Source organism: Kriegella aquimaris (assembly GCF_900103215.1).
Taxonomy (GTDB): domain Bacteria; phylum Bacteroidota; class Bacteroidia; order Flavobacteriales; family Flavobacteriaceae; genus Kriegella; species Kriegella aquimaris.
In genome coordinates, this window is sequence record NZ_FNGV01000013.1 from 112,431 (window position 1) to 135,075 (window position 22,645).

The window sequence follows — 22,645 nt, forward strand, 5'->3', positions numbered from 1 at the left end:
TATTTTAAAATTTATCGCTGCCTCCTTGTTCCCCAATCTCCATGCAGGGGCATCATACGTCCGTAAAATCCATTTCGCTTTTCACCTTCAGAAAACGCACCCTTACGATCAGATACACCAGACCGACGGCAAACCAAATACCGCCCATTATCATCGCCATAGACGGCAAATTGATCCAAATCGCAAAACAGACCAGAAAACCTAATAAGGGTAGCACGGCGTCAACACCAAATTTTCTCTTCTCCCCTTTTGGGCGAAGAAAGTAGAATTGCCTAAACGCAGCGACATTCACACCCATGAAAGCAAGAAAAGCCCCAAAATTCAATAATTCTGCAGCACTTTGATAGCCAAGAAAAATTGAACCAATAAAAGTAAGCACCCCCATAAAAATAATATTATAGACCGGTGTATTACTTTTGACACTTAAATATGAGAACATTTTTTTGGGCAGTACACCATCTCTTCCCATCCCAAAAAGTAATCGGGCCGCACCAACCTGACCTGCTAGCCCACTTCCGAAGCATGCAATAAAAAGAATTACTGCCATGGCATTGAAAAGGACATCGCCCCCAACTCTCTGGGCAACATCAAAAAATGCAGTTTCGATATTGGGAAATGTACTATAATCAGGCCAAACCTGTTGTGCAAGATATATTTGAATTATACTGAAAACACCCGTAAACAAACACACGAGCACGGGAGCCAAAAGCATATTACGCTTCGGATTCTTAACATCTTCGGCAAGTGTGGTAACACCGTCAAAACCAATATAAGTAAGAACAGCAAAAGATGTAGCCGTTAACACCGAGCCAAAATCAAATGTTTCAGGATTGTAGAAGGGTTTGGTAGATACCAACCCTGCCACACCATCAATTCCAATTATATACTTAATAGCTAAAACGATAAAAGCCCCGATCACCACCGTCATTACCAACAAAAGGAATTTGTTGGACTTGTCCGTTGTTCGGATACCTCTCAGGTTCAAAAGTGTAATTCCTAATACAAATAAGAAAACCCAAACAATATAGGGTATGCCAGGTATTAAACGTTGTAGGGTAATAGATGCATAAATTGTGTTGATTATTGGTACGATCAAATAGTCAAGAAACATCGCCCAGCCAGCCAAAAAGCCTAAATTTTTATTAAGTCCATTGCCAACATAGGTATAGGCGGAACCTGCAGAAGGATACAAGGAAGCCATTCGACCATAGCTTAGCGCGGTTAAACTCATTGCCACAAGAGCAATCAATAAGGTAAGTACCATGTGACCCTTTGAATCTCTTGACGCTATTCCGAAAAGTCCAACCGCGGCAATGGGCTGTATCAAAATTATTCCATAGAATACTACGCCCCATAAACCCAGAACCCTGGTCAATTTCGGGCCTTCCTTTTTCTTGGTTTGTTTAGAAATTCCTGTCATGCGTTTCTCTTTTATTTAAATTCCAGTTTTCCAAAAAATTCGGGTTGGTGAAAATCAGGGATTACTCCTCCAATTGGTGACCAAGTTATATAATGAGGATTGGAATTGTTTTCGGCAATTTTATAAAAATTTGCATACCAAACTGTGCCCGTTTTTGGCACGTCAAAAGCTGAATATTGCGATAATACTTCTAGGGGAAGTTTGTATTCCAATGTCCATGTAGTGGGTTCTTCTATTTCTGGATCGATAAATTCGGGTAGGGAATGTGCTATTTCAATCCTTTTTAGAACCTCAGGTGGCAATGATTTAGATTTCTGACCAGAAGCATTATAGCGCATAAGAGGTGTTCCCCCACAATTTATTTCGAGGTTAAAATAATCCATTGGAGAAGCTGTTGTCGGAGAAAAGAAAAACTCGACACAGGCATCCTCCCATACCGGCCCATTGTATTCTGTGGTCGTACAGCGAACATATCGGTCTTCAACCCTGAAAATAACATATAGATTGGTAGCATCATACACCATCTTCATTTGCGTTCTCGGTTTGAATTTGGGCGTATCTCCCTTGAAGTTGTTAATTATTAATGGTTTAACTTCTTGCCATTCAGGTTTATTCCAATTACCGTCAATTTCAAAGGAATTTTCTAGCCCAACCACTTCATATCTTTCCTTTTCCTCAATCTCATTTTTTATCAGACCATTGCAAGACACAAGTATTAAGGGGACAAAAAAAACGAGAAAATCTAATTTCAGCATTTAATAATTCAATTTTCAGTTAATTCTTTTAATTAATTTTTTTACAAATATCACCCTACCGAAAACCTATAATTTTTATTCTTATCGAAACATTGCCAGAATTTAATTGAATTCTACTAATTACACCCAGCTGAATCCCGCAGGTATTCCTTTGGGATTCATAACTAAGCAAAAACTAACTCAAACTAACTCAACTCTTTTGCTGGGTGATAAAAAACAATTTATGATGTGTACTAAATTAAGCTTAGATCAGTGCTTTGACCAGTACTTATAATTATAATGCCAATACAAATATTTCAACACCAAAGGTTGCGCTGAAAATACTATTGAAATAGTGAACCCTTCCCGCCAATTCAACTATGTTTCCCGTTTGATTGTCTATTGTAGAAAACATCAACAAAAAATACAACACAGTCTACTTGCGCTATCTTATTGATTTTAATGGATATAGATATTTTTTTTGATGTTTTAAAACCCGAAACCTCACAACAGACTACATGGAGTTTTGCTTTAACAACCTGGCCTCCCTCGAAATCGACAAAGGAAAAAATACTAGGCACTGCCCCTTCCCTTTAAAAAGTATCAGTATTAGTATATTACGTTACTCTTAATTGTGAATTTGTCGTACGATTCCGAATCTATCGTTGTCCGTAATATTTCCTTTTGATTATAATGCATTTATGGGCTAATTAATTATGATTTAACCCATCATACATTCTAGCCATTTCTATCACCGGGTTATGCCCCAAATAATCTTTGCAAGGACTATTTTGATCGGTGTCGGGCTTTCTTTCCAAATTTTCCGGTTTTCCTCCCAAAGAATCATAAAATTCCCAAATTGTACCGGTACGGTCAAACTGTTTGGCAGTGTCATCCAATGCCATTTCGAGCAACTTTTTAGCAGCTAAAGGACGATTATACCTAAGACAGCCAATTGCGGCCCAATAGGTCATACTGTTCCAAGCAGGTCCACGCCACATTCTTGCTTCAAATTTGGGGTCCGTTTTGCCAACGGTCGCAATTGGATGCTCTGTCAGAAATAGTTTTTCATTCATTAGATAACGGTCGATATATTGATTAGCCTGCTCTTTACTTGCCGCTCCCACTACGATAGGCCACATACTTTCAAAAACCAGATGTCTTTGTGCAGGATTCTTTACAGCCCAAATATCATAGAACATTTCTTCCTTTTCTACATAGAGGTCTTTCATGATAAATGCACGAAGTTCATCGCGTCGCTTCTCAAAGTTTCGGGTATCCATACCCATGATCTTTCCCCATTTTACAGCATGGTTATACAGCGCATAGATATGGCTTGTAGCATCGACACAGGCCCAAGGGCCCATACCAGATTGATCGAACCGAACCCCTTCGTCAACACCACTTTCCCATTTCTTCAATAGAATATCATTGTAGTAAAAGCCTTCCCCTTCTGCTTTTCGGTTATTTTCGAACCAGGTAATCTGACGGACAAGTGGTGAAAAAAAGTGTTTTAAAATTGAATTATCATCGGTAAATTCTATGTAATCCTGTACGGCAAACACCCAAACAGGAGGGTGCCCTTCGGTACTCTTATTCCACTCGGTGGTATTCCTCTGCGCATTTCCCCCAGACATCCAAATAGAACCGGGTATCATTCCACTGGGTTCTTGATTTTCAATATTATTAAGCAATTGATGGAGCGCATGCTCTGGGTAAGAACGCATTTCATCCAAAGCCTGATGAATAATATCCCAGTGCCCGAAGGCAGGCGACATATTATAGCCGGGGCCAATTTCCTCCCATTCGTACTGAAAAGGCCAGCGTGCAGGATGGGTACTTTTTTGGTGAAGTTTGGCCGTATAAACCAGCATATCACGCCAAGCGGGCTTACCGTAACTTGCTGCGTCTTCATTTAGCTTCTCCCAACTTCCCTTATTGCTCAAGCTCTGCGCATTGGATTTTATACAAAAAAGAAAAGCCAGTATGCCCATCAATAAAATTCGTCTAAAAAGCTTTTTATTTTGAATCATTCTATTTTTTCAATGTTAATTGAACTGTTGTCCTCTTTCTTGAGGTTATTTGAGGCTTGATATGATATAGGAATTATTAAATACCGCTTGACGCGAGTTTTCAAATTTATAGCTACTCCTATTATAATCTTTATTGTAATATTCCCTATCACGGGCGTTGCCAAGGTATTATTCGTGCAAATTTCGCTTATTTATATAGATGAATAGGGTTTTGTTTTGTGCCTCTCCCTTATAGGATCCCGAACCCCCCAAGTTCTTGCTTTCGGAAACAAATATATCCTCTAAAACTAAAGTAAATTGGTAGTTCCCCCTTGTTTAAGGGAAATATCCATCCCCCGTTCATTGGTTTTCCATGCCCCGCACGTAAAGTCAGGAATTTTTACCGATTCTCCTTGCCGTGCAACCGACGATTCGCTGAGGGGAGTTATTGCACTATATAGGGCCGCATCATACACGTCCATTTCAAGGGGAAGCCCATTTCTCAGGCAATCTATTAAACGCCAATCACTTGCTGTAACGCGTTCATAACTTCTGTTCCCATGGCCCTCACCGGCCTTTTTTCGAATCTTATCGAATTTTTTGGTAATCTCAGGTGTGTACTGCTCTTTTAATGAATTGAATTCTTCTTGCCCGAGCCATTCTTCGCTGGTAGAAATTCTGTCAGGACGTGCCCTATATATACCTTTATTTCCGCTGATCAGATCAAAGCGGTGACCCGGACGTGGAGAACTAATGTCGTGTTGCATCATTATGGTTCGTCCTTTATGGGTACGTATGATTGTCGTATTCATATTGCCCCTAAAGTTCAATCCCACATAGGGTTTGTAATAATTATCGATCTCGGCCATTTCCTTCATTTTATTGGACATGGTAAAATCATTACTGGAAATCGAGACCATATAATCCATTTTGTCTCCATAATTAACATCCATCATTTGGGCAACCGGTGCGATACCGTGTGTCGTATAAAGATTTCCGTTTCGGTTAACATTTTCCTGTAAGCGCCAAGGCCGATAACCAAACCAATTATTATTTTTCTTATCCCTTTCCCATCTTACCTTATTATCTGAAACCCTATCATGAATATAGTGGCCTTCACCATGGATGATTTCACCAAAAAATCCTTGCCTGACCATATTTAATACCACTGACGCCATTCCGTCTTGCGCAGAACTACAACCCATAAAACAATGTTTTCGGGTACGCTCTGATGTTTCAACTACCTGCCAGCATTCTTCAAGAGTTATACCAACAGGGGGTTCGGTATACACATGCTTTCCATGCTCCATGGCATAAACGGCAATGGGAGCGTGTAACTCCCAGGGAGTAGCAATATAAATTAGATCAATATCTTCACGATTGCAAACCTCTTTCCAGTCATCTTTGTCTCCACTATAGGAGGTTGGATTCTGGCTGGGAAATTCCCTTTTTAGGTATTTGATTGTCGAATCGATCCTTTCGGAAACGATATCACACAGCGCTTTAACTTCGACTCCCTCAATACTGGATAAACGTACAACGGTCCCCGATCCACGACTCCCTATACCTATAAAACCTATCCTTACTTTATCTAACTTGGGCGCACCGTACCCGTGCATATTGAATTTTTGAACATGGCTTTTCGAAAAAGGTAAATTGCTAGCTGCCCTGCCTGTTTTTATGACCATTCCTACAGCAGCCAGCCCTGCAAGTTTTAAAAAATTTTTACGGTTAATTTTCATATGTTTCAAAATTTTATATCAAAATAGCTTTTTCAACTATTGAAAATTTTCTTCGCTATATCCCGGTATAATGCCTTCAAGGATAAATTGGCAATACAAGTCCGTAATACCTACGGCCACCACAGTCGGGGGTGTATTCGTGAAGGGTTTCCCGTAAGCACCTATGAATTTGGCACCTACTTTTTTTCCTTCCCCCGACCCTACCTTTGGCCCTGCAATAGATTAGTCTACCTGATACTGCTTCGCTATTTGCAGCATTTTTTCCGCATATCCTGGAAAATCCATTTCTTCTTCAGCTATAATCAAATATGAAAGATCTGCGGTTCTCCCTGCAAGATAATTGGTCTGAAGATTTAACATATACCCTTCGCCGCCTTTGGGATACCGTGTGACCTCCCAAACCTTTTTAAGGTCTTCATAGCTTGCAACATAGGCACTCCATGAATCATTGGCGATAGACGCCATATCTTTAAGTCGATCAGCCATTTCTTGATTTTGATTATTCTCTTTGGCAGCTATAGCTTTATCACAATTAGTGGCAATTTTTCCAATAGCGAGTACAAGATCACTATAGGCTTCCATAAAACGACCCATCGAAGCAAACACCTCAAGATTATAGGCGTTAGCTTTGACATTTGGCATATTGCTTTCCATAACTTTTGTCCCTTCGGCACATTTCGTCTTCTCTGCTACAGCCTGTTCCATGAGCGGTTTGAAATGTTCGGCCCAGCTACCCTCTGGAGGTGTATTCTCTAAGTCTGGCAATGATTTAAGCTGATACGTTTTTCTACGCTTATTCCCTTTTTTCATCAACCCGGTATCCCAAAAATCGACCCGCTCGGACAGATTATGAAAAGCCGGAATAAGCCCGTCGGTATCGGGACCAAAAAACCTATGGATATACTTTTCCCAATACGCATCAATTGTCTCGGGACTTTTACTACTCCAAGAATATTCAGAAGAGGCCAAAAAGCCTAACCAATAGATTTCAGAATGGTTTCCTGAATCATCTCCCCAAGCCGTGCATAATTGCCCCATGGCCCCTTTCTCAGCTGCAAGGGTAACAAAGCTTTTGATATTATTTGGTGTCCAGTCATATTTCGGTATTAAGGGATAATCGCCAATAATAGCCGTGGCTACCATTGTTTTGAAGTTATTTTCCCTGTACCAATCCAAGATTTCAATATTTCCTTTGTCCCTACCAAGTTGATAGTTCCACCTCATGAAGACACCATCGGTTGGAAATTTGTGGATTGTCTTATTTAACTGTGTTATACCATTACTCCAAATAGAATCAAATTTTTCATCGGCTTTGTTATACGTAAGTTTATATATTCCACCCGCCTGCTTTAACGGCATATCATCCCAAAAAATGGGAATCCGTCCGTGCTTTTCCATAAAATCGCGTGCTTTGTTCAACCAAACCAAGTACAGACCCAGTTCACCGACCTCAGCTATTTTCTTTTTACAACGGTCGCAAATTCCTATGTGATGAACTTCATCACCCCCTAAATGAAAGTATTTGACCCCTGGCGTAGCTTCTATAGTTTCCCTGTATAGATCAAATATCAAATCATAGGTTTCCTCATTCATCGGGCAAAATGACTGGTTACTTTCAGGGTCTTCCCGCAGGTGCTTGATTTCATCATGTTTGAGCAGATAGCCAGCATGGCCGAACCCCTGTACCAGTGGTACTATTGCAACATTATATTTGCTTGCAAATAGGGTAAGCTCCTTTACCTGTTCAGGAGTAAATGAATTCGGAGCGGCTATGAAGGGATGGGATTTATAATTGAACTTGTCTTCAAATTCAAAGACGATACCGTTTATCTTATACTTTGCCAATTTTTTTATCGATTCCTCGAGGTATTCATAGCGGTCAAGATGGAAAAAATAATTGTAATGCACCCACCTTTCTTCCATATCTGGCCAATCTTCTATTAGAAGTCCGGGCAAATTTTGCTCGTTCCATTTTACTTCTTCAAAAAGCTGCCCTAGGGTCTGAACCCCATAAAAAAGTCCGGCTTCGCCTCCACCAGATACTGTAATCATATCATTCTTGGCTTCTAAAACATAAGCTTCCCGATTATCCTTTTGCGGAGATGGGAGCTCTGAAACATAACTTGAGAACCCTTTATCTTTCGAGGGAATTCCCAGAACAATAGCCGGGCTTGAAAGGTCGTCATACGACTCGGCCAACGCTACACTTACATCGTGATTAAAGAGTTCCTTTATTTTCATCCTCAATTCATTGGCCGCAAAATTGGCATCCTCGGTATCGGATGCGATGTATATGACTTTAAGAGCTTCCGGATCGATGAAACTACCCTCTTTAATTTCAAAATTTTGAGGGGCAGGAAGCAGCTCTGCCCCTGTTATTGTATTTGTCTGTTCTTCTTTGCATCCAATTGCGCCTGCCAAAAGCAAACCGTATCCGATAATTGAACAAAGCCGAATTTTTTTTAAAAACTTTCTCATGAATAACATTGATTTATTATTGTGAATGGTAAAATCGTTCATAAAAACAGATTTAGCGATTAGTATTTTAATGAATCTTAGAAAAGGGCTCAATTGACTTAACAGTTGTTTCTGACCGTTACTTACCTGTTAATATTTTAGCTTGGTCGATCATATTCTTTGCGAATCCCTGAAAATCCATTTCCTGTTCTGCCAAGATCAAATATGAAAGATCTTTGGTTCTTCCCGCCATATAGATGGTCTGGGGGTTTAACATATATTCTTTCCCTCCCTTGGGGTAGCGTGTTACTTCCCATATTTTTTTTAAGTCCTCATAACTGGCAACATATTCGTTCCATGAATCATTGGCTATGGACGCCATATTCTCAAGTCCTTCGGCCATTTCCTTTTGTTGTCCCTTGTCGTTTGCCTCTTTGACCTCATCACTGATGCGCGACATTTCCCCTATGGAAAGAACCAAGTCGGTATATGCCTCCATAAAACGGCCCATAGAGGCGAATACTTCTAGGTTATAGGCGTTGTCTTTGACCTTCGGGATATTGTCCACGATAATTTTGGTTCCTTCGGCGCATTTCGCCTTCTCTTCTAGTGCCTGTTCCATGAGCGGTTTAAAATGTGCTGTCCAACTACCTTCTGGAGGAATTTCATTAAAGTCAGGCAGGGATTTTAGCTGATAGCCTTTTCTGCGCTTATTCCCCTTTTCCATCAACCCAGTATCCCAGAAATAGACCCTTTCGGAAAGATTATGAAAGGCGGAAATGAGCCCATCGGTATCGGGCCCAAAAAACCTATGGATATATTTTTCCCAATATTCCTCTATAGTTTCGGGGCTTTTCCTGCTCCACGAATATTCGGATGAGGCCAAAAATCCTAACCAGTAGATTTCGGAATGGTTCCCGGAATCGTCGCCCCAGGCCGTACATAATTGCCCCATGGCGCCCTTTTCTGCCGCAAGGGTAATAAAACTCTTGATGTTATTCGGCGTCCAGTCATATTTGGGGATCAATGGCCAGTCCCCTATAATGGCCGTTGCGGCCATTGTCTTAAAGTTATTCTCTCTGTACCAGTCCAGTATTTGTATATTTCCCTTTTCCCTGCCAAGTTCATAGTTCCATCGCATAAAAACGCCATCGGTAGGAAATTTATGGATCGTCTTATTAAGCTGGGCAACACCGTTGGTCCAGATGGAATCATATTTTTCATTGGCCTTCCTTCTTGTAAGGTCATATACCCCTCCCGCTTGTTTCAATGGCATATCGTCCCAGAAAATAGGAATCCTTCCGTGCTCCTCCATAAAATCGCGAGCCCTATTCAGCCAAACTAGGTACAGACCAAGTTCACCGACCTCAGCTATTTTCTTCTTACAACGGTCGCAATAACCAATCCGGCGGACTTCATCCCCCCCTAAATGAAAGTACTTGACCCCTGGCGTAGCTTCTATTGTTTCCCTGTACAGATCAAATATTAAATCATAGGTTTCCTCATTCATGGGGCAAAAAGACTGGTTACTTTCTGGGTCTTCCCTTAGGTGTTTTATTTCATCATGTTTGAGGAGGTAGCCTGCATGTCCGAAACCCTGTACCAACGGTACGATTGCCACGTTATATTGGCTCGCATATTTTGTAAGCTCCTTAACCTGTTCGGAAGAAAATGAATTCGGCGCCGCAATGAACGGATGGGATTTATAATCAAACTTATCTTCGAATTCGAAAACGATCCCGTTGATCTTATACTTTGCCATTTTTTTAATGGCCTCCTCAATGTACTCGTACCGGTCAAGATGGAAAAAATAATTGTAATGCACCCATCTTTCTTCCATATCCGGCCAATCTTCTATAAGAAGTCCGGGCAAATTTTGCTCTTTCCATTTCACCTCCTCAAAAAGCTGACCCAGGGTCTGGACGCCATAGAAGAGGCCTGCCTGGTCTCCCCCGGATAAGGTAATCATGCCATCCTTGGCCTCTAATACATAGGCCTGCGAATTATCCTTCTTTGGGGCCGGGAGCTCAGAAGTATAGCTTGAAAATCCCTGGTCCTTTGAAGGGATTCCTAATACGATGGCCGGGCTTGAAAGTCCGTCATACGATTCGGCGACCTTTATTTTTACGTCATGTTCAAAGAGTTCATTTATTTTCATCCTCAATTCATTGGCCACAAAATTGGCATCCTTAGTATCGGATGCAATGTATATGGCCTCAAGGTCTTTTGGGTCGATGAACTTTCCTTCCTTTATTTCAAAGTTTTGAGGCGCGGGAAGTATTTCCGCACCGCTAATCGTATTTGTATCCGGTTGTTTTTCCTCACATCCGAATGTGCCCGCCAATAGCAAAAGACAGGCGATAATTTTATAGGACGAATAAAGCTTGTTTCTTTTAAATGACGTTCTCATTGGGTAATATTTGATATTGATAAATTTTATATTTTTTCAATGGGTTTGACAGCTGAGATTAGATTTATTTTCTATCTATTTCTGAAAACAGCTCCATTAATTTGGCAACAATCTTGGTAGAGGCATCGACCTCGACGTTGTTGGTTCCGTACCAGGTTTCATATCCACCGAGTTTATGTTGTTCCGGAGATGGGAGATACCCATATCCACCATTTGCCAATTCTATGGTGAACGATTCCCCAAAAGGACTCTTTGCCTTTATTTCGAAACCTATTTCGGCAAAAACTTCGAACGGTATTGCCGCTACTCCCAGATCACCTATTCGAAAAGCCTGTAAAACAACAGCTATATCATTTGGCCATTTTTCCTGTAATTGAACCATACGGTGCGCATAGGTTATTTCGTGAACATGTACCGGCTTATATGACTTGGGTTTCTTAATTACCTCCCTAGCCCGTGATAATTCCTTGGAAGAGGGCTTTCGCACTTTGAGTGTAAGCTCTTGGGTAGCGGCCCCTAACGGAACCCATTTATGGAATTTTATTTCTTTATGAACCTGGAATACTTTTTCAGCTACATCAAATGCTACTTCCCGCATTTGAACATAGGGGTCTTTCTTTATCCTTGGTTTGCTAAAATTAAGATTGTTTACGTCACCCGAAGTGCCATTCGACATCATTCCAACGAAAGGCGGGTCTTGCCGGTCAGCTTTCAACAATTCCTGTATGCGGTCTGCAAATACGGCAAAATAATCCGCTGACAAATGATCATTCGGTACTCCGCCAACATAATGAAGACCGTAATTGGCCAAAAGGGCAATATTTTTACCGTCTTTTGCACGCACAGAAATAAATGACACTTCTGGATCTGGTTTTGCCGCAGGTTCAAGTAAATTTTCACTATACCCGGGATTCATGACCACTTTGTCCTGCCCCCCAAATGGATTGGGCATTGGTGTCCCCGACTTCATTTTCCATCGACGAACAAAAACATGCTCCGGTACATTAACGCCGCCCCAACCAATCTCGGCCGGTTCAAGGTTTAAAAGTGCTATTCTGACGACATCTGCTATACGTTGAATCAGTAGATTCTGGTATTCATCAAAATCGTTGCTATCATCAAATTGACGTCGTTTTTCACCGATTCCCATACCACTAACAGAAGAGTGCGTATGCGTAGCGGATATAAGAATGTTTTCCTTCTTAACACCGGTTTTCTCTTGGATAATCCGTTTGGTTTCATCCATTAGGTTACGCCCCAAACCGATATTATCTACAATAACGAATATAAGTTTTGTGCGTCCGTCATCAAGTATCAAACATCTTGCATGCAATTCATCATGTACGTAAGATGCCGGAGGAGGTGTCCAAAAATTACCTACAATCGGCCCATCTAAATATGGCGTTATATTTGCCGTTGCGGCCCCGGCCCTAAATACGGATTGGTTTGTGGCCTCTTGAGCACTTACCGATTGTATTCCTGTCAATAAGATGGAAATAAATATACCTACGACAACCCAAAAGGACAGATTTTTAATTTTCATTATTTCATTTTCAAAGTTTGTTCTACAATAAGATGCTATGCCTTTTAGCGAACCGACGAAATGTTTAATTGGTCATCCCTAACATTGACACTATATTATTATAGCTTTACTTTATCCGCCAAAGGAATGTTCAGTTGTTCTATTTGAGTTGCAACTATACGAGCTATTTCCGTTGCCCCTTTAGATGATAAGTGAACGTTATCTTCTACTCCATCAGGATAAAATTTGATTTCACCTGGTCGATAGTGTAAATGCAGTTCTTTTGATTTTTCCGGGCCATATAATTCTTCCAACTTTTCAGAAAAGTATTGAACATCTATGAATGCAACATTATATTCTTGCGCAACCAAACGCGTTTCAAGCGGATAGGTTTCCAAAGTATTGATAAGCGTACCTTTATCATTAAATTGTCTTCCTGAAATTGATGTGAGAAGAATGGGGATGGCTCCTTTTTCCCTTGTTTGTTTAACAAAATGTATCAAGTTGTAACGGTATGCCGTATGGGGATTCGAAAAACGTCTAGCATCTGTCGCTTTTTGATCGTTATGCCCGAATTGTATGAGTACATAATCACCTGGTTTTAAAATTCTATAAACCGAATCCCATCGATTTTCAGTGATATAACTGCGGGAACTTCGACCACTAACAGCTCGGTTCGCAACAGTAATTTCGTCAACAAAAAACTGCTGTAACATTTGTCCCCAACCTCTTCCCGGGTATTCTTTGTCTACATCTTGTTCGGCCATGGTCGAGTCGCCGATGGTATAAACAGTGCTATTTTGCCCAAAACAGATGGCACAGGTCATTAACGTGATAAGTGTTGCCCTTCTCATTATCTTATTTTTAGCGGTATTATTTTTAATACAAGCGGAAATTAACTCCCGTAGCCTTTTGTTCATTTCTATAGATTTACCGCACCATACAGGTCACTTCCCATCAATTTCCGAAAAAAGGTCCATCAATTTTGTAACGATTTTTGTGGAAGCTTCGAACTCGACATTATTGGTTCCGTACCAAGTTTCATATCCGCCAAGTTTGTGTTCTTCAGGTGTGGGCAGGTATCCATAAAGACCATTTGCCAATCCGACAGTAAAGGATTGTTTAAACGGGCTCTTTGCTTTTATATCCATACCGATTTGCGCGAAAACTTCAAATGGAATAGCGGCCACTCCCAAATCTCCTATACGGAAGGTTTGCAGGACAACATCTATATCATTTGGCCATTCATCCCTTAATTTAATTAAACGGTGGGCATAGGTCACTTCATGACGGTGTACAGGTTTATATGTTTCAGGTTTATTAATAACCTCTTCTGCACGGGATAGCTCTTTAGGTGAGGGTTTCCGTACATGGAGTTTAAGTTCTTCCGCAGCCGCGGCCAAGGGAACCCATTTGTGAAACGTTATTTCTTTATGAACACGGAATACTTCTTCCGCTACATCGTCTGCAACCATTCGCATTTTCACATAAGGTTCTCTAATATTTGAATTGGCTATCGCATAATTATTATTGTTCACATTACCCGAAGTACCGTTTGACATTATTCCCACAAATGGTGGGTCTTGCCGGCCCGATTTTAACAATTCTTGTATACGATCTGCGAACATGGCAAAATAATCCGCTGATATACTCTTGTCCCCCACATAACCAACATAGTGAAGGGAATAATTCGCTAATAGGGCGATGGGTTTTCCGTCACTAGATCGAACGGATATAAAAGACACCTCCGGATCCGGTTCTGCCGCAGGTTCAAGCAAATTGTCACTGTGCCCCGGGTTCATGACCACCTTGTCCTCTCCACCAAATGGGTTGGGCATCGGAGTTCCAGGTTTCATTTTCCATCTCCGGACAAATACATGTTGTGGCACACTACCAACGCCCCAGCCTATTTCTGCCGGTTCAAGATTAACAAGTGCTATTCTGGCTACATCGGCAATTCTACGAATGATTAAAGTCTGATATTCATCAAAATCCTCGCCTTCCACGAACTCACGACGTTTTTCTCCTTTTCCATGACCACTAACCGCAGAGTGCGTATGGGTAGCGGAAATCATTATATTTTCTTTTTTTATACCGGTTTCCTCTTGTATTATTCTCTTTGCCTTATCGATTAAATTGAAGGGCAACCCTACATTATCAACGATAATAAAGACCAGTTTTGTTGTTCCATCATCCAAGACCAAACATCTCGCATGCAATTCGTCGTGCACGTATTCCGCAGGTGGTGTTCCCCATCCCCCCACGATGCCTCCGCCTAAAAACGGAGTTATATTGGCAGTTGCCGCTCCTGCGCGAAATACGGCCTGGTTTTCGTCTTTCCCCTGGGCATGTGCCGTTTGTGTACCAATCAGCATTACTACGGCAAACAGCCATACTACCATATAACTAAATGTGTTCTTAAGTTTCATTTTTCAAAGAATTTAAATAGTGGTTATTGCAACGGTATAACTAACATTGCTGTTTTGTTCTCTCTTATATTTTAGCATCACCCAGTCGAAATGAAGTTTCCTCAATATTTGTCACTTGACTTGATTTGCCAATGGAATTTTCATTTTCTTTATTTCGCCAGCTACAATGCCAGCTATGACATTTGCCCCTTCTATTGAAAGATGCGTATTATCCTCAATTCCTTTTGGATAAGAAGCAAGTTCGTCTGGTTTAAAATGAAGATGTAGTTTCTTCGATTTTTCAGGTCCGTAGGACATCTCCAATACTTCTGTCAAATATTCAAGATCGATAAATTCCACATCATATTCCTGGGCCGCCAAGCGGGTCTCAAGGGGGTAATACCCAAGCGAGCTTATCAAGGTTCCATCTTCATTAAATCTCCTTCTAGCTATGGAGGAGAGTAATACAGGTGTTGCTCCCTTTTCTCTGGTCTCTTCAATAAAACGTATCAAATTATGACGATACGCCGTATGCGCATTGGTATAGCGCTTCGGGTCATCCACCTTTTGATCATTATGTCCAAATTGTATGAATACATAGTCACCAGGTTTCAAAATTCGATAAACCGAATCCCACCGATTTTCATTGATATAACTGCGGGAGCTTCGCCCACTAACTGCTCGGTTCGCAACAGTAATTTCGTCAGTAAAAAATTTTTGTAACATTTGTGCCCAACCTCTTCCTGGATATTCTGCAGTGACATCTTGCTCGGCCATAGTCGAGTCACCAATAGTGTAAATCGTACTATTTTGTCCAAAACAGATGGAACATGTAAATAATAAAATAAGGAACACTTTTCTCATTATGATGGTGTTTGACACTAATCACAAATTATTAAAAACATTTTTTTATGGGCCAAATCACTTGGTCATCTCATGAAATGCCTGCTCTACAGCTTCTTGACCCTGCAATGCATTACTAGGAAATGGGATGTCGTCAGTAAATGACAACATATCGACAGCACCTTCCAATTCGCTTTCATGCTCATCAATTTTTCCACTTTCGTCCGTCACAGCTTTAAGGTCCAACCCAAGGTGCTCGGCCATGAATGCATAGACAGTAGACCTTTTATCATAGTTATAATCATGTACGCCATGAGGGAAATGTTTGTTTTCAACATTGTTTTCGGCATTATAGAACGAATAGGTGCGTTTTATAAACGGGTATTCGACCTGTGGTACATTTTTGGTCCAGTCAGCTCCATCGGAAATCAGCAACATTGGCTTTGGTGCAACCATTGCCGCTATTTCGGTGTTATTTGTAAAATGTTCGGCACTTTCGTGAATGGGAAGTCCGCTTTCACAATTACATCCTCCAAAAAAATGGCATGATATCATTACCACAGGCAAACTCACACTGACACGATCGTCTACCGCCGCCATTAAAAAAGTTTGGGTACCACCTCCCGAAGCTCCCGTTATGGCAATTTTTTTTGGATCGACATCGGGCAAGGTCTCTAGAAAATCAATGGCCCGTATACTGTTCCATGTCTGCATGGTCAATGCCAATGGTACATGGTGGCTTTTGCTTTGTTGGTCAGTATCTGGATTTTCAATACTGCCCTTGGCATTTAATTGCCTAAAGCCTTCACCCCAACCATACATACTATAGCTCAACACAACTGCGCCCATTTGGGCCAGGGTGGCACAACGTTTCTGTTGGTCCTCACGGAACCGGCCAGATTCCCCAAGATTATCACCAGGAAAATGCCCGTGCGGACTAAGAACTGCAGCATGTTTTTTAGTGCTATCGAGAGGACGATACAAATTTCCGAATACGTAAAACCCAGGAATACTCTCGAAATAAACATTCTCGACAGAGTAGCCATCCCTAATTCTTTTTGAACCGATTACTTGATTCAGGGGCGTACGATTCGGCAGGGGAGATAAATTCAACCCTTTCAAAATTTGAGATTTGAGCATTTTCTTGCGTGGTTCCCATGCTTCCTTATTAGAATACATTGATTCTAATTCGAGAAGTTCGGCCTTACCCTCTTCTTCCGTAAAAAAAGCTCCTTGTCGCAAGGTCCCTTTTTCGGCCTTTCCTTCTTCTTCCACACTAACATCATCTTGAGGTAGCGTCTTTTTTTCGTCTTTGCAAGCCACAGCCAACAGAACTGTAAAAAGTAAAATGGGAATTGCTTTCATCCTATTATGTTTTTTAGATATTAAACTTTCTAACATTTGATTTTTTTAATTTGTATTCCTTAAAAAAACAGTTTCCGGCCAATCAATTATCCCATGGTTACCTTTGGTATCGGACATTTCCAACTTCAAATCGTAAAAATAGGATGGGCGGTTTTCTATCCTCCTACTGTAAATGCCATCTCCCTTAATGGTATCGCCATCCAACCCAGTATCAACTAGCTCTACGCTAAATTCCTCAGGAACTTTTTCCCATTTTATATGTGGTATGGTCGCCTTTTCCGTGTTGGCAGCAAATGTAAGCAGTACCTTATCTACAGAAAGACCGTCGTATATTCTTGCCTCAATTCGATCGTCAGTAAGCACTTGAAGCCATTGTATTTGGGGCGGCGTTTTGTCCTCGCCTTTAACCTGAACTTTTACCTTACCTTTTTTTATAATATGCTGCCCGCTAATGATATGATTGGCCGGTAGCCAATACTCTATATAAAACCAAACCTCTTTTGCTGAAAATTTTTCTGAAGATATTATAGGCTTAGTATACTTTACGGCCCCGCCTATATGATCATAATCTTGCCAAGTATCGGCTATACGCATATGAATCCCATTCTCATTTATTCCTGGGTGGTGTGAAATGGCATTTGTTCGAATATACTTTCCATCTTCTTTGACCAAAATCACAATAGTTTCTCCCGGGTTGGCTATACCATCGCCATTTCCAGCCCCAACAATACCGGTAAATGAATCTACCGCACCTTCAACAACGGTCATTTCCTTGCCATCAGCTATTACAAAATCTGTAATCTCGTCTACTGGATCCTTAAAACGTAGTTCAAATTCTTCTTGCCATTCATTTCCTGCATCATCCTTCAGAATCAACTTGAACTTGGCAATTTCAACTCCTTTTTTCTTGTTTCGGATTTCGAGCTTGCCCTTTAAGTTATCCTTCGTTAAAACAGGCAAAGTCTTTAATTTCCCCATACCGGAAATTATTTCCAAACTATCACTAACCGCAATCAACTCACCTGTAATCCCCGCTGCCCCCTTATTTCCTTTATTTAATATATCTATGGATAAATCTAAATTTTTACCGGTCTCGGCCCATTGTTGGTTAACCATGGAAAAGTTGGCAATGGCGAGATTCGGACTTTCTTTTTGCCCACTGATTCCTATTTGATGTAAACTTCCAGTGGTATGAACATTCAATCTGCCTTCAGAATCACTTTTAACCGTATAGGTTTTTTTATCAAAATTTCTTAAATCAATATCGGTAATGACATACCCCGTGCTCTTTTCGTAAATGGGTGCTGTGGTAACTTTTACCTTAACATTTGTCATCAACTCACCGTCGGGCAGAAAATTACGTATCGCTATTTTGAAGCCATCTTTATCAACATTTTCTAAAATGGTAAACCCGGCACGGTTTCTATCAGTCTCAATTTTATAATCGCGTATTTCAAAAAAGGGGTAAATATCGATGTAGTCCCATCGTTCGGGCAAGGGTAATGGGGATTCAAAGGCCCGCATAAGAAAATCGAACATATCTCCAAGTCCACAAGTAACGTGCGAAGCTTCGTATGCCTTAAATTCATACTGGGGAACGACATTGAACCAATACCGATTAAGGTCCTGGTGGTAAAATCGTAGACGATCTCTGGTTCCATTATGCATTCGAACACTTGTGCCCTTGAAGCTATCGAACATTTCAGCATGTTCATACCGTGCCGGAAATTCAAGTGGGCCGGCCATAAATTCCGTAGATCCACAAAAATTACCTGCCGCACTCACAATATCAGGGTATTTGGCGGCTAACCAAAAGGTCATAAACCCACCCATTGACAATCCAGATACTGCCCTATGTTCCCTGTCTGCTATGGTCGGATAACGGCTATCTATGTGCTGAACTAATTCTTTAAAGTAGTAAGGAAACTGTCGAAAGGTAGTAACATCACTTGTATTGTATGTACTGGTATTATAAGGTTCACTTGGAAATTGATTTTTGCCATCTATTTTAACGATAATTACATCATTTTCCGATACGAATTTTTCAATATTATCACCATCATTTTCATCTCCTTTATCATAGTCGGAATAGCCTAAGCCCATTGATCCAAAATAGCGTTGTGCCCACCCATGAAAAAAGTAGATTACCGGATATTTTTTCGGGCCAACCTTTTCGTAATCCACAGGGAGAAAAACCCTATAAGATCTATTGTCGGTAAAACTTTCACTATAATGGTACTCGTCTATTATTTTAACCTTCTCTACCTCGGAAACCGGTTTAGATTGTGAAAACACCTTCAACATACCCGAAGAAAGAAAGAATAAAACGCCAAAAAAACCTATAATCGACCTCATAATGGTTCTACTAATATTGATTATGCTAGTTAGATAAATTGCATCATTTCAGACTGTTCAGTTGTTCTAGTAGCCTTTTGGTTATTTTATCGGATGCGTATTTTTCTACCGTTCTAATACTCAGCCAAGTTTCGTAGCCACCAAGCTCAACTTCTTGCGGGGTGGGCAAATAAAGATAGTCTCCATTGGCAAGTTCAATAGTAAAAGTATCCTTAAACGGACTTTTATCTTTAATTTCCAATCCAATTTGGGTAAAAGCCTCAAAGGGTAGCCCGGTAATTCCCAAATCACCAATTCGCAAAGCTTGCAATTGCACCTCAATTTCATCAGGCCACTCCAATTCCATTTTTAGGATGCGTTTGGCATATATTTTTTCCCTACTTGAATACAATGGTTTATCGGAGTCTGGCCGATCTAAAATCCTTGCCACATTGGCCATCACCTCGGGGCTTGCCCTATGTGTTTTTAAAGGCAATACAGAAAGCTCTCCTCCTAAAGGCACCCACGAGCTATACTTTACTTTTTGCAAGGCCTTATATACTTTTTCCGCAACATCTCTGGCCACATAGTCCATTTGTTCGTAAGGCCTGTCTACTGACCTCGTTTCTCCACGTGGTTTACCATAATCATTGTTGTTCACATTACCGGAGGTTCCATTTGACATGATACCCACAAACGGCGGGTATTTCATATCCTCATCTACGGATAACTTTTGGCCTAAATAAGCACCAAAGAGTGCAAAATAGTCTGCAGAGATATCACCCTTGGGCACCCACCCCACATAATGCAGCGAATAATTGGCCAATACTGAAATAGGACGCCCAGATGTAGCCTGTAACGATATAAAAGAAACTTCGGGGTCTACCGGGCCTGAAGGCTTAACAATGTTCGGATTCATAGTTCCCGGATTCATTGCCACAATATCCTTAGTTCCGTAAGGGCTATACACCGAATCTTTCATAAACCATCTGCGAACAAAAACATGTTCGGGAACAGCTACTCCTCCCCAGGCAATCTTTGCAGGTTCCAGATTATGATGTGATGTTGTAACGCCATCTGCAATCTTTCTTGCCAAGAATTTACCGTATTCAGTCAGAGGTTCTGTTTCTGACATGTAGAACTCCCCAGCATCCGGTCCGGAATGGGTGTGGGTCGATGCTATAAGGACATGATCTTTCTTCAGTCCAATTTCATTCTGTATGTATTCTTTGGCCTGTTCAAATACCTTCTCCGTTACGCCTAAGTTATCGACTATGACAATAGCAATTTTACTGTTGCCATCGTCTAGCACCAATGACTTGGCATGTAACGGATCATGGATATTGCCCGCAAAATTCTCAGCGAAGTTGCCAATAAGCTCTAATCCCAAGGGAGGGGTTATATCAATTTGAGAGGCCCCCGCCATAAAAACCTTCTCTTGGCCCCGAAGGTTTGAAATACAACCTAGAAGGAATAGAATCAATACAATTTTAAATTGCCTCATACTTATTATTCTAATTAATCTTATTTATATGTTATAGAACATTGTAATAAAATAACCATTATAGTTATCAATGTAACACATAACCCTGTAAAAAACCATCAAACAGTTATACCTACTAAGATTCAATTAATATCGCAATACCATACATGATTCTCACAGTGCTTACCAACCCGGATTTTGTGTCAAACTAGGATTAAGGGTCAATTCCGATTCGGGCACACTATTCAAATAATCCTGTCCAGGTCTGAATCCGTAACCATTCGGAATTTCATTTTGTAATACATCAATCAACCCGTTTTCATTAAGAATAGGATTTTCTCCCGGAAACTCACTTTCATTAAATGGATATCCTAACGGTCTTTTACCGGCAAATAAACTATGAGCCGCCCAACGTTTCCAGTCCTCTTGCCGTAATTGTTCAAAAGCTTTCTCAACACGTCTTTCTCTTCTTATCTCATATAATTCATCTGAAATAGAATATCCATAATCTGCTACATTGGGGTCGGCGCTCTGTGGGTTAACCATAAAATCAGGCATTCCTACCCGTGCACGCAATAAATTAAGCTGATCATAAGCCACTGTGCCGTCCAGTTCATATTTAGCCTCTGCATAATTGAGCAATACTTCAGAGTAGCTAAAAAGTATGTAACCGGCATCATTCGCATTTGCATAATCTGCTGTCGTGTTAAGATTATTAAACTTTTTAATTTGAAAGCCTGTAGAATTATTCTGGGTGTTCGCCTCGAATATTGGAGATTGGTTAAATATCACACCCGTTCCCGAATTCATTAAATCACCTGGAATCCAAATACTCTGTTTTAATCTTGGATCGCAATTGGCAGCTATTTCCGTTAAAAAGTCTACTCCTTTGCTGGTTTCTGCCAGGTCCAAATAATCAAAAGGTGCGCCATCGACACCAAGGAATGTAGAAATATACGACCAAGTTGCCCCAATTTGATTGGGGGCAGTGGCGGTATAATAATTTTGGTTATGCCCTATTCTTTCGGTTGCATTGTACGCTCTGTACAACAGTATTTCATTGACAGGGCCCATATCGCCCAACCCGAACAGTTCGAAATAATCGGTGTCAGGGTTTCCGGTATTATAAATACCAACATTATAGTTGCCACTCATTAATTCTTCCGCTGCATTTACACTTGCTTGGAAATATTTATCGGAATCGGCCCCCGCCGTACCAAAGGGAGTGTCTTTATGGTATTTTTGCCAAGTTGCCTCGTAAAGGGCCACTCGAGTAGTAAAAGCAAGCACCGCTTCTTTATTTATCGAATTATTGTTCCAAGGGGCTTCATCCCTAAAATCGACATTCTGGGCGGCTTCATTCAACAAACCAAGTATTGAATCTACTACGACCGTTCTAGCGTCTCTGGGTCGCTGTAATTCAGCTTCCTCATCGGGGGTCAGTGCGTGGGTGTACCAAGGAACATCACCATATTTTTGAACTAGGCTAAAGTAACTCCAAGCCTTAAAAAACTGTGCTTCGCCCAAATATTGCTTCCATATCTGAAAATCATCTTCACATTTTTGGTAATTATCAAAAAAGATATTGATGCCCCGAATGGCCGAAAAATCAGATTGCCATGAACCCGTATTAATTACAACTTGACCATTTAGCAAATCGTCAGTATTTCGAAAAGTAAAATCATCATTAGATTCCAGCCCCTCTGTATAAATGCTGTTTTGATGCCCCGGTAGGTTTTGATAAAACTGGGCGGTGTAGTTTTGCAAATCAACTGCAGATTTCCAATAACTTTCATTGTCTATTTGATCCAACGGTGGTCGATCTAAATAATCTTCACAAGCTGTGGCAAAAACTAAGGTCAAAATCAATACTATATAATATCTTGTTTTCATCGGTTATATGTCTAAATGGTTA

Annotated in this window: 14 protein-coding genes; all 14 read right to left on the reverse strand. The window is 40.8% G+C overall.

Annotated features, from left to right (window positions below; genetic code table 11):
* Nucleotides 1–52: 52 nt before the first annotated feature.
* The 14 genes from BLS33_RS19550 to BLS33_RS19615 all read right to left on the reverse strand — a co-directional run bounded on the left by BLS33_RS19550 (nucleotide 53) and on the right by BLS33_RS19615 (nucleotide 22,623).
* Nucleotides 53–1,420, reverse strand: coding sequence for an APC family permease (locus tag BLS33_RS19550; RefSeq protein ID WP_089893723.1), 1,368 nt, complete (start codon nucleotides 1,418–1,420; stop codon nucleotides 53–55).
* A gap of 11 nt (nucleotides 1,421–1,431) precedes the next feature.
* On the reverse strand, nucleotides 1,432–2,175 hold the full coding sequence (locus tag BLS33_RS19555; protein ID WP_089893727.1) for a carbohydrate-binding family 9-like protein: 744 nt from the start codon (nucleotides 2,173–2,175) through the stop codon (nucleotides 1,432–1,434).
* A gap of 689 nt (nucleotides 2,176–2,864) precedes the next feature.
* Nucleotides 2,865–4,187, reverse strand: coding sequence for an MGH1-like glycoside hydrolase domain-containing protein (locus BLS33_RS19560; protein ID WP_089893730.1), 1,323 nt, complete (start codon nucleotides 4,185–4,187; stop codon nucleotides 2,865–2,867).
* Between the two features lie 287 nt (nucleotides 4,188–4,474).
* Entirely contained in the window at nucleotides 4,475–5,908 is a 1,434-nt protein-coding gene (locus BLS33_RS19565; RefSeq protein WP_089893733.1) for a Gfo/Idh/MocA family protein, read from the reverse strand.
* A gap of 222 nt (nucleotides 5,909–6,130) precedes the next feature.
* Complete coding sequence (locus tag BLS33_RS19570) at nucleotides 6,131–8,386, reverse strand: glycoside hydrolase family 20 zincin-like fold domain-containing protein (RefSeq protein ID WP_176801465.1); 2,256 nt, start codon at nucleotides 8,384–8,386, stop codon at nucleotides 6,131–6,133.
* Between the two features lie 118 nt (nucleotides 8,387–8,504).
* Nucleotides 8,505–10,775: a family 20 glycosylhydrolase gene (locus BLS33_RS19575; RefSeq protein WP_089893740.1), complete on the reverse strand. Its 2,271-nt coding sequence runs from the start codon at nucleotides 10,773–10,775 to the stop codon at nucleotides 8,505–8,507.
* A 64-nt stretch (nucleotides 10,776–10,839) separates the two neighbouring features.
* Nucleotides 10,840–12,318, reverse strand: a complete 1,479-nt coding sequence (locus BLS33_RS19580; protein ID WP_218129617.1) for a hypothetical protein — start codon at nucleotides 12,316–12,318, stop codon at nucleotides 10,840–10,842.
* Between the two features lie 98 nt (nucleotides 12,319–12,416).
* Nucleotides 12,417–13,151 (reverse strand): rhamnogalacturonan acetylesterase, encoded by a 735-nt coding sequence (locus tag BLS33_RS19585; RefSeq protein WP_089893743.1) that lies wholly within the window; start codon nucleotides 13,149–13,151, stop codon nucleotides 12,417–12,419.
* Nucleotides 13,152–13,244: 93 nt separating this feature from the next.
* Nucleotides 13,245–14,726, reverse strand: coding sequence for a hypothetical protein (locus BLS33_RS19590; protein WP_218129618.1), 1,482 nt, complete (start codon nucleotides 14,724–14,726; stop codon nucleotides 13,245–13,247).
* 111 nt (nucleotides 14,727–14,837) lie between these two features.
* Complete coding sequence (locus BLS33_RS19595) at nucleotides 14,838–15,569, reverse strand: rhamnogalacturonan acetylesterase (RefSeq protein ID WP_089893747.1); 732 nt, start codon at nucleotides 15,567–15,569, stop codon at nucleotides 14,838–14,840.
* 57 nt (nucleotides 15,570–15,626) lie between these two features.
* Nucleotides 15,627–16,913 (reverse strand): alpha/beta hydrolase family protein, encoded by a 1,287-nt coding sequence (locus BLS33_RS19600; protein ID WP_143017656.1) that lies wholly within the window; start codon nucleotides 16,911–16,913, stop codon nucleotides 15,627–15,629.
* Nucleotides 16,914–16,958: 45 nt separating this feature from the next.
* Nucleotides 16,959–19,268 (reverse strand): alpha/beta hydrolase, encoded by a 2,310-nt coding sequence (locus tag BLS33_RS19605; protein WP_089893749.1) that lies wholly within the window; start codon nucleotides 19,266–19,268, stop codon nucleotides 16,959–16,961.
* 43 nt (nucleotides 19,269–19,311) lie between these two features.
* Nucleotides 19,312–20,751, reverse strand: coding sequence for a neutral/alkaline non-lysosomal ceramidase N-terminal domain-containing protein (locus BLS33_RS19610; RefSeq protein ID WP_143017657.1), 1,440 nt, complete (start codon nucleotides 20,749–20,751; stop codon nucleotides 19,312–19,314).
* A gap of 162 nt (nucleotides 20,752–20,913) precedes the next feature.
* Complete coding sequence (locus BLS33_RS19615) at nucleotides 20,914–22,623, reverse strand: RagB/SusD family nutrient uptake outer membrane protein (RefSeq protein ID WP_089893751.1); 1,710 nt, start codon at nucleotides 22,621–22,623, stop codon at nucleotides 20,914–20,916.
* Nucleotides 22,624–22,645 lie beyond the last annotated feature (22 nt).

Coding starts and splice junctions, on each gene's coding strand:
- BLS33_RS19550 (WP_089893723.1), bottom strand. CDS start 1,420: ATGACAGGAATTTCTAAACAAACCAAGAAAAAGGAAGGCCCGAAATTG.
- BLS33_RS19555 (WP_089893727.1), bottom strand. CDS start 2,175: ATGCTGAAATTAGATTTTCTCGTTTTTTTTGTCCCCTTAATACTTGTG.
- BLS33_RS19560 (WP_089893730.1), bottom strand. CDS start 4,187: ATGATTCAAAATAAAAAGCTTTTTAGACGAATTTTATTGATGGGCATA.
- BLS33_RS19565 (WP_089893733.1), bottom strand. CDS start 5,908: ATGAAAATTAACCGTAAAAATTTTTTAAAACTTGCAGGGCTGGCTGCT.
- BLS33_RS19570 (WP_176801465.1), bottom strand. CDS start 8,386: ATGAGAAAGTTTTTAAAAAAAATTCGGCTTTGTTCAATTATCGGATAC.
- BLS33_RS19575 (WP_089893740.1), bottom strand. CDS start 10,775: ATGAGAACGTCATTTAAAAGAAACAAGCTTTATTCGTCCTATAAAATT.
- BLS33_RS19580 (WP_218129617.1), bottom strand. CDS start 12,318: ATGAAAATTAAAAATCTGTCCTTTTGGGTTGTCGTAGGTATATTTATT.
- BLS33_RS19585 (WP_089893743.1), bottom strand. CDS start 13,151: ATGAGAAGGGCAACACTTATCACGTTAATGACCTGTGCCATCTGTTTT.
- BLS33_RS19590 (WP_218129618.1), bottom strand. CDS start 14,726: ATGAAACTTAAGAACACATTTAGTTATATGGTAGTATGGCTGTTTGCC.
- BLS33_RS19595 (WP_089893747.1), bottom strand. CDS start 15,569: ATGAGAAAAGTGTTCCTTATTTTATTATTTACATGTTCCATCTGTTTT.
- BLS33_RS19600 (WP_143017656.1), bottom strand. CDS start 16,913: ATGAAAGCAATTCCCATTTTACTTTTTACAGTTCTGTTGGCTGTGGCT.
- BLS33_RS19605 (WP_089893749.1), bottom strand. CDS start 19,268: ATGAGGTCGATTATAGGTTTTTTTGGCGTTTTATTCTTTCTTTCTTCG.
- BLS33_RS19610 (WP_143017657.1), bottom strand. CDS start 20,751: ATGAGGCAATTTAAAATTGTATTGATTCTATTCCTTCTAGGTTGTATT.
- BLS33_RS19615 (WP_089893751.1), bottom strand. CDS start 22,623: ATGAAAACAAGATATTATATAGTATTGATTTTGACCTTAGTTTTTGCC.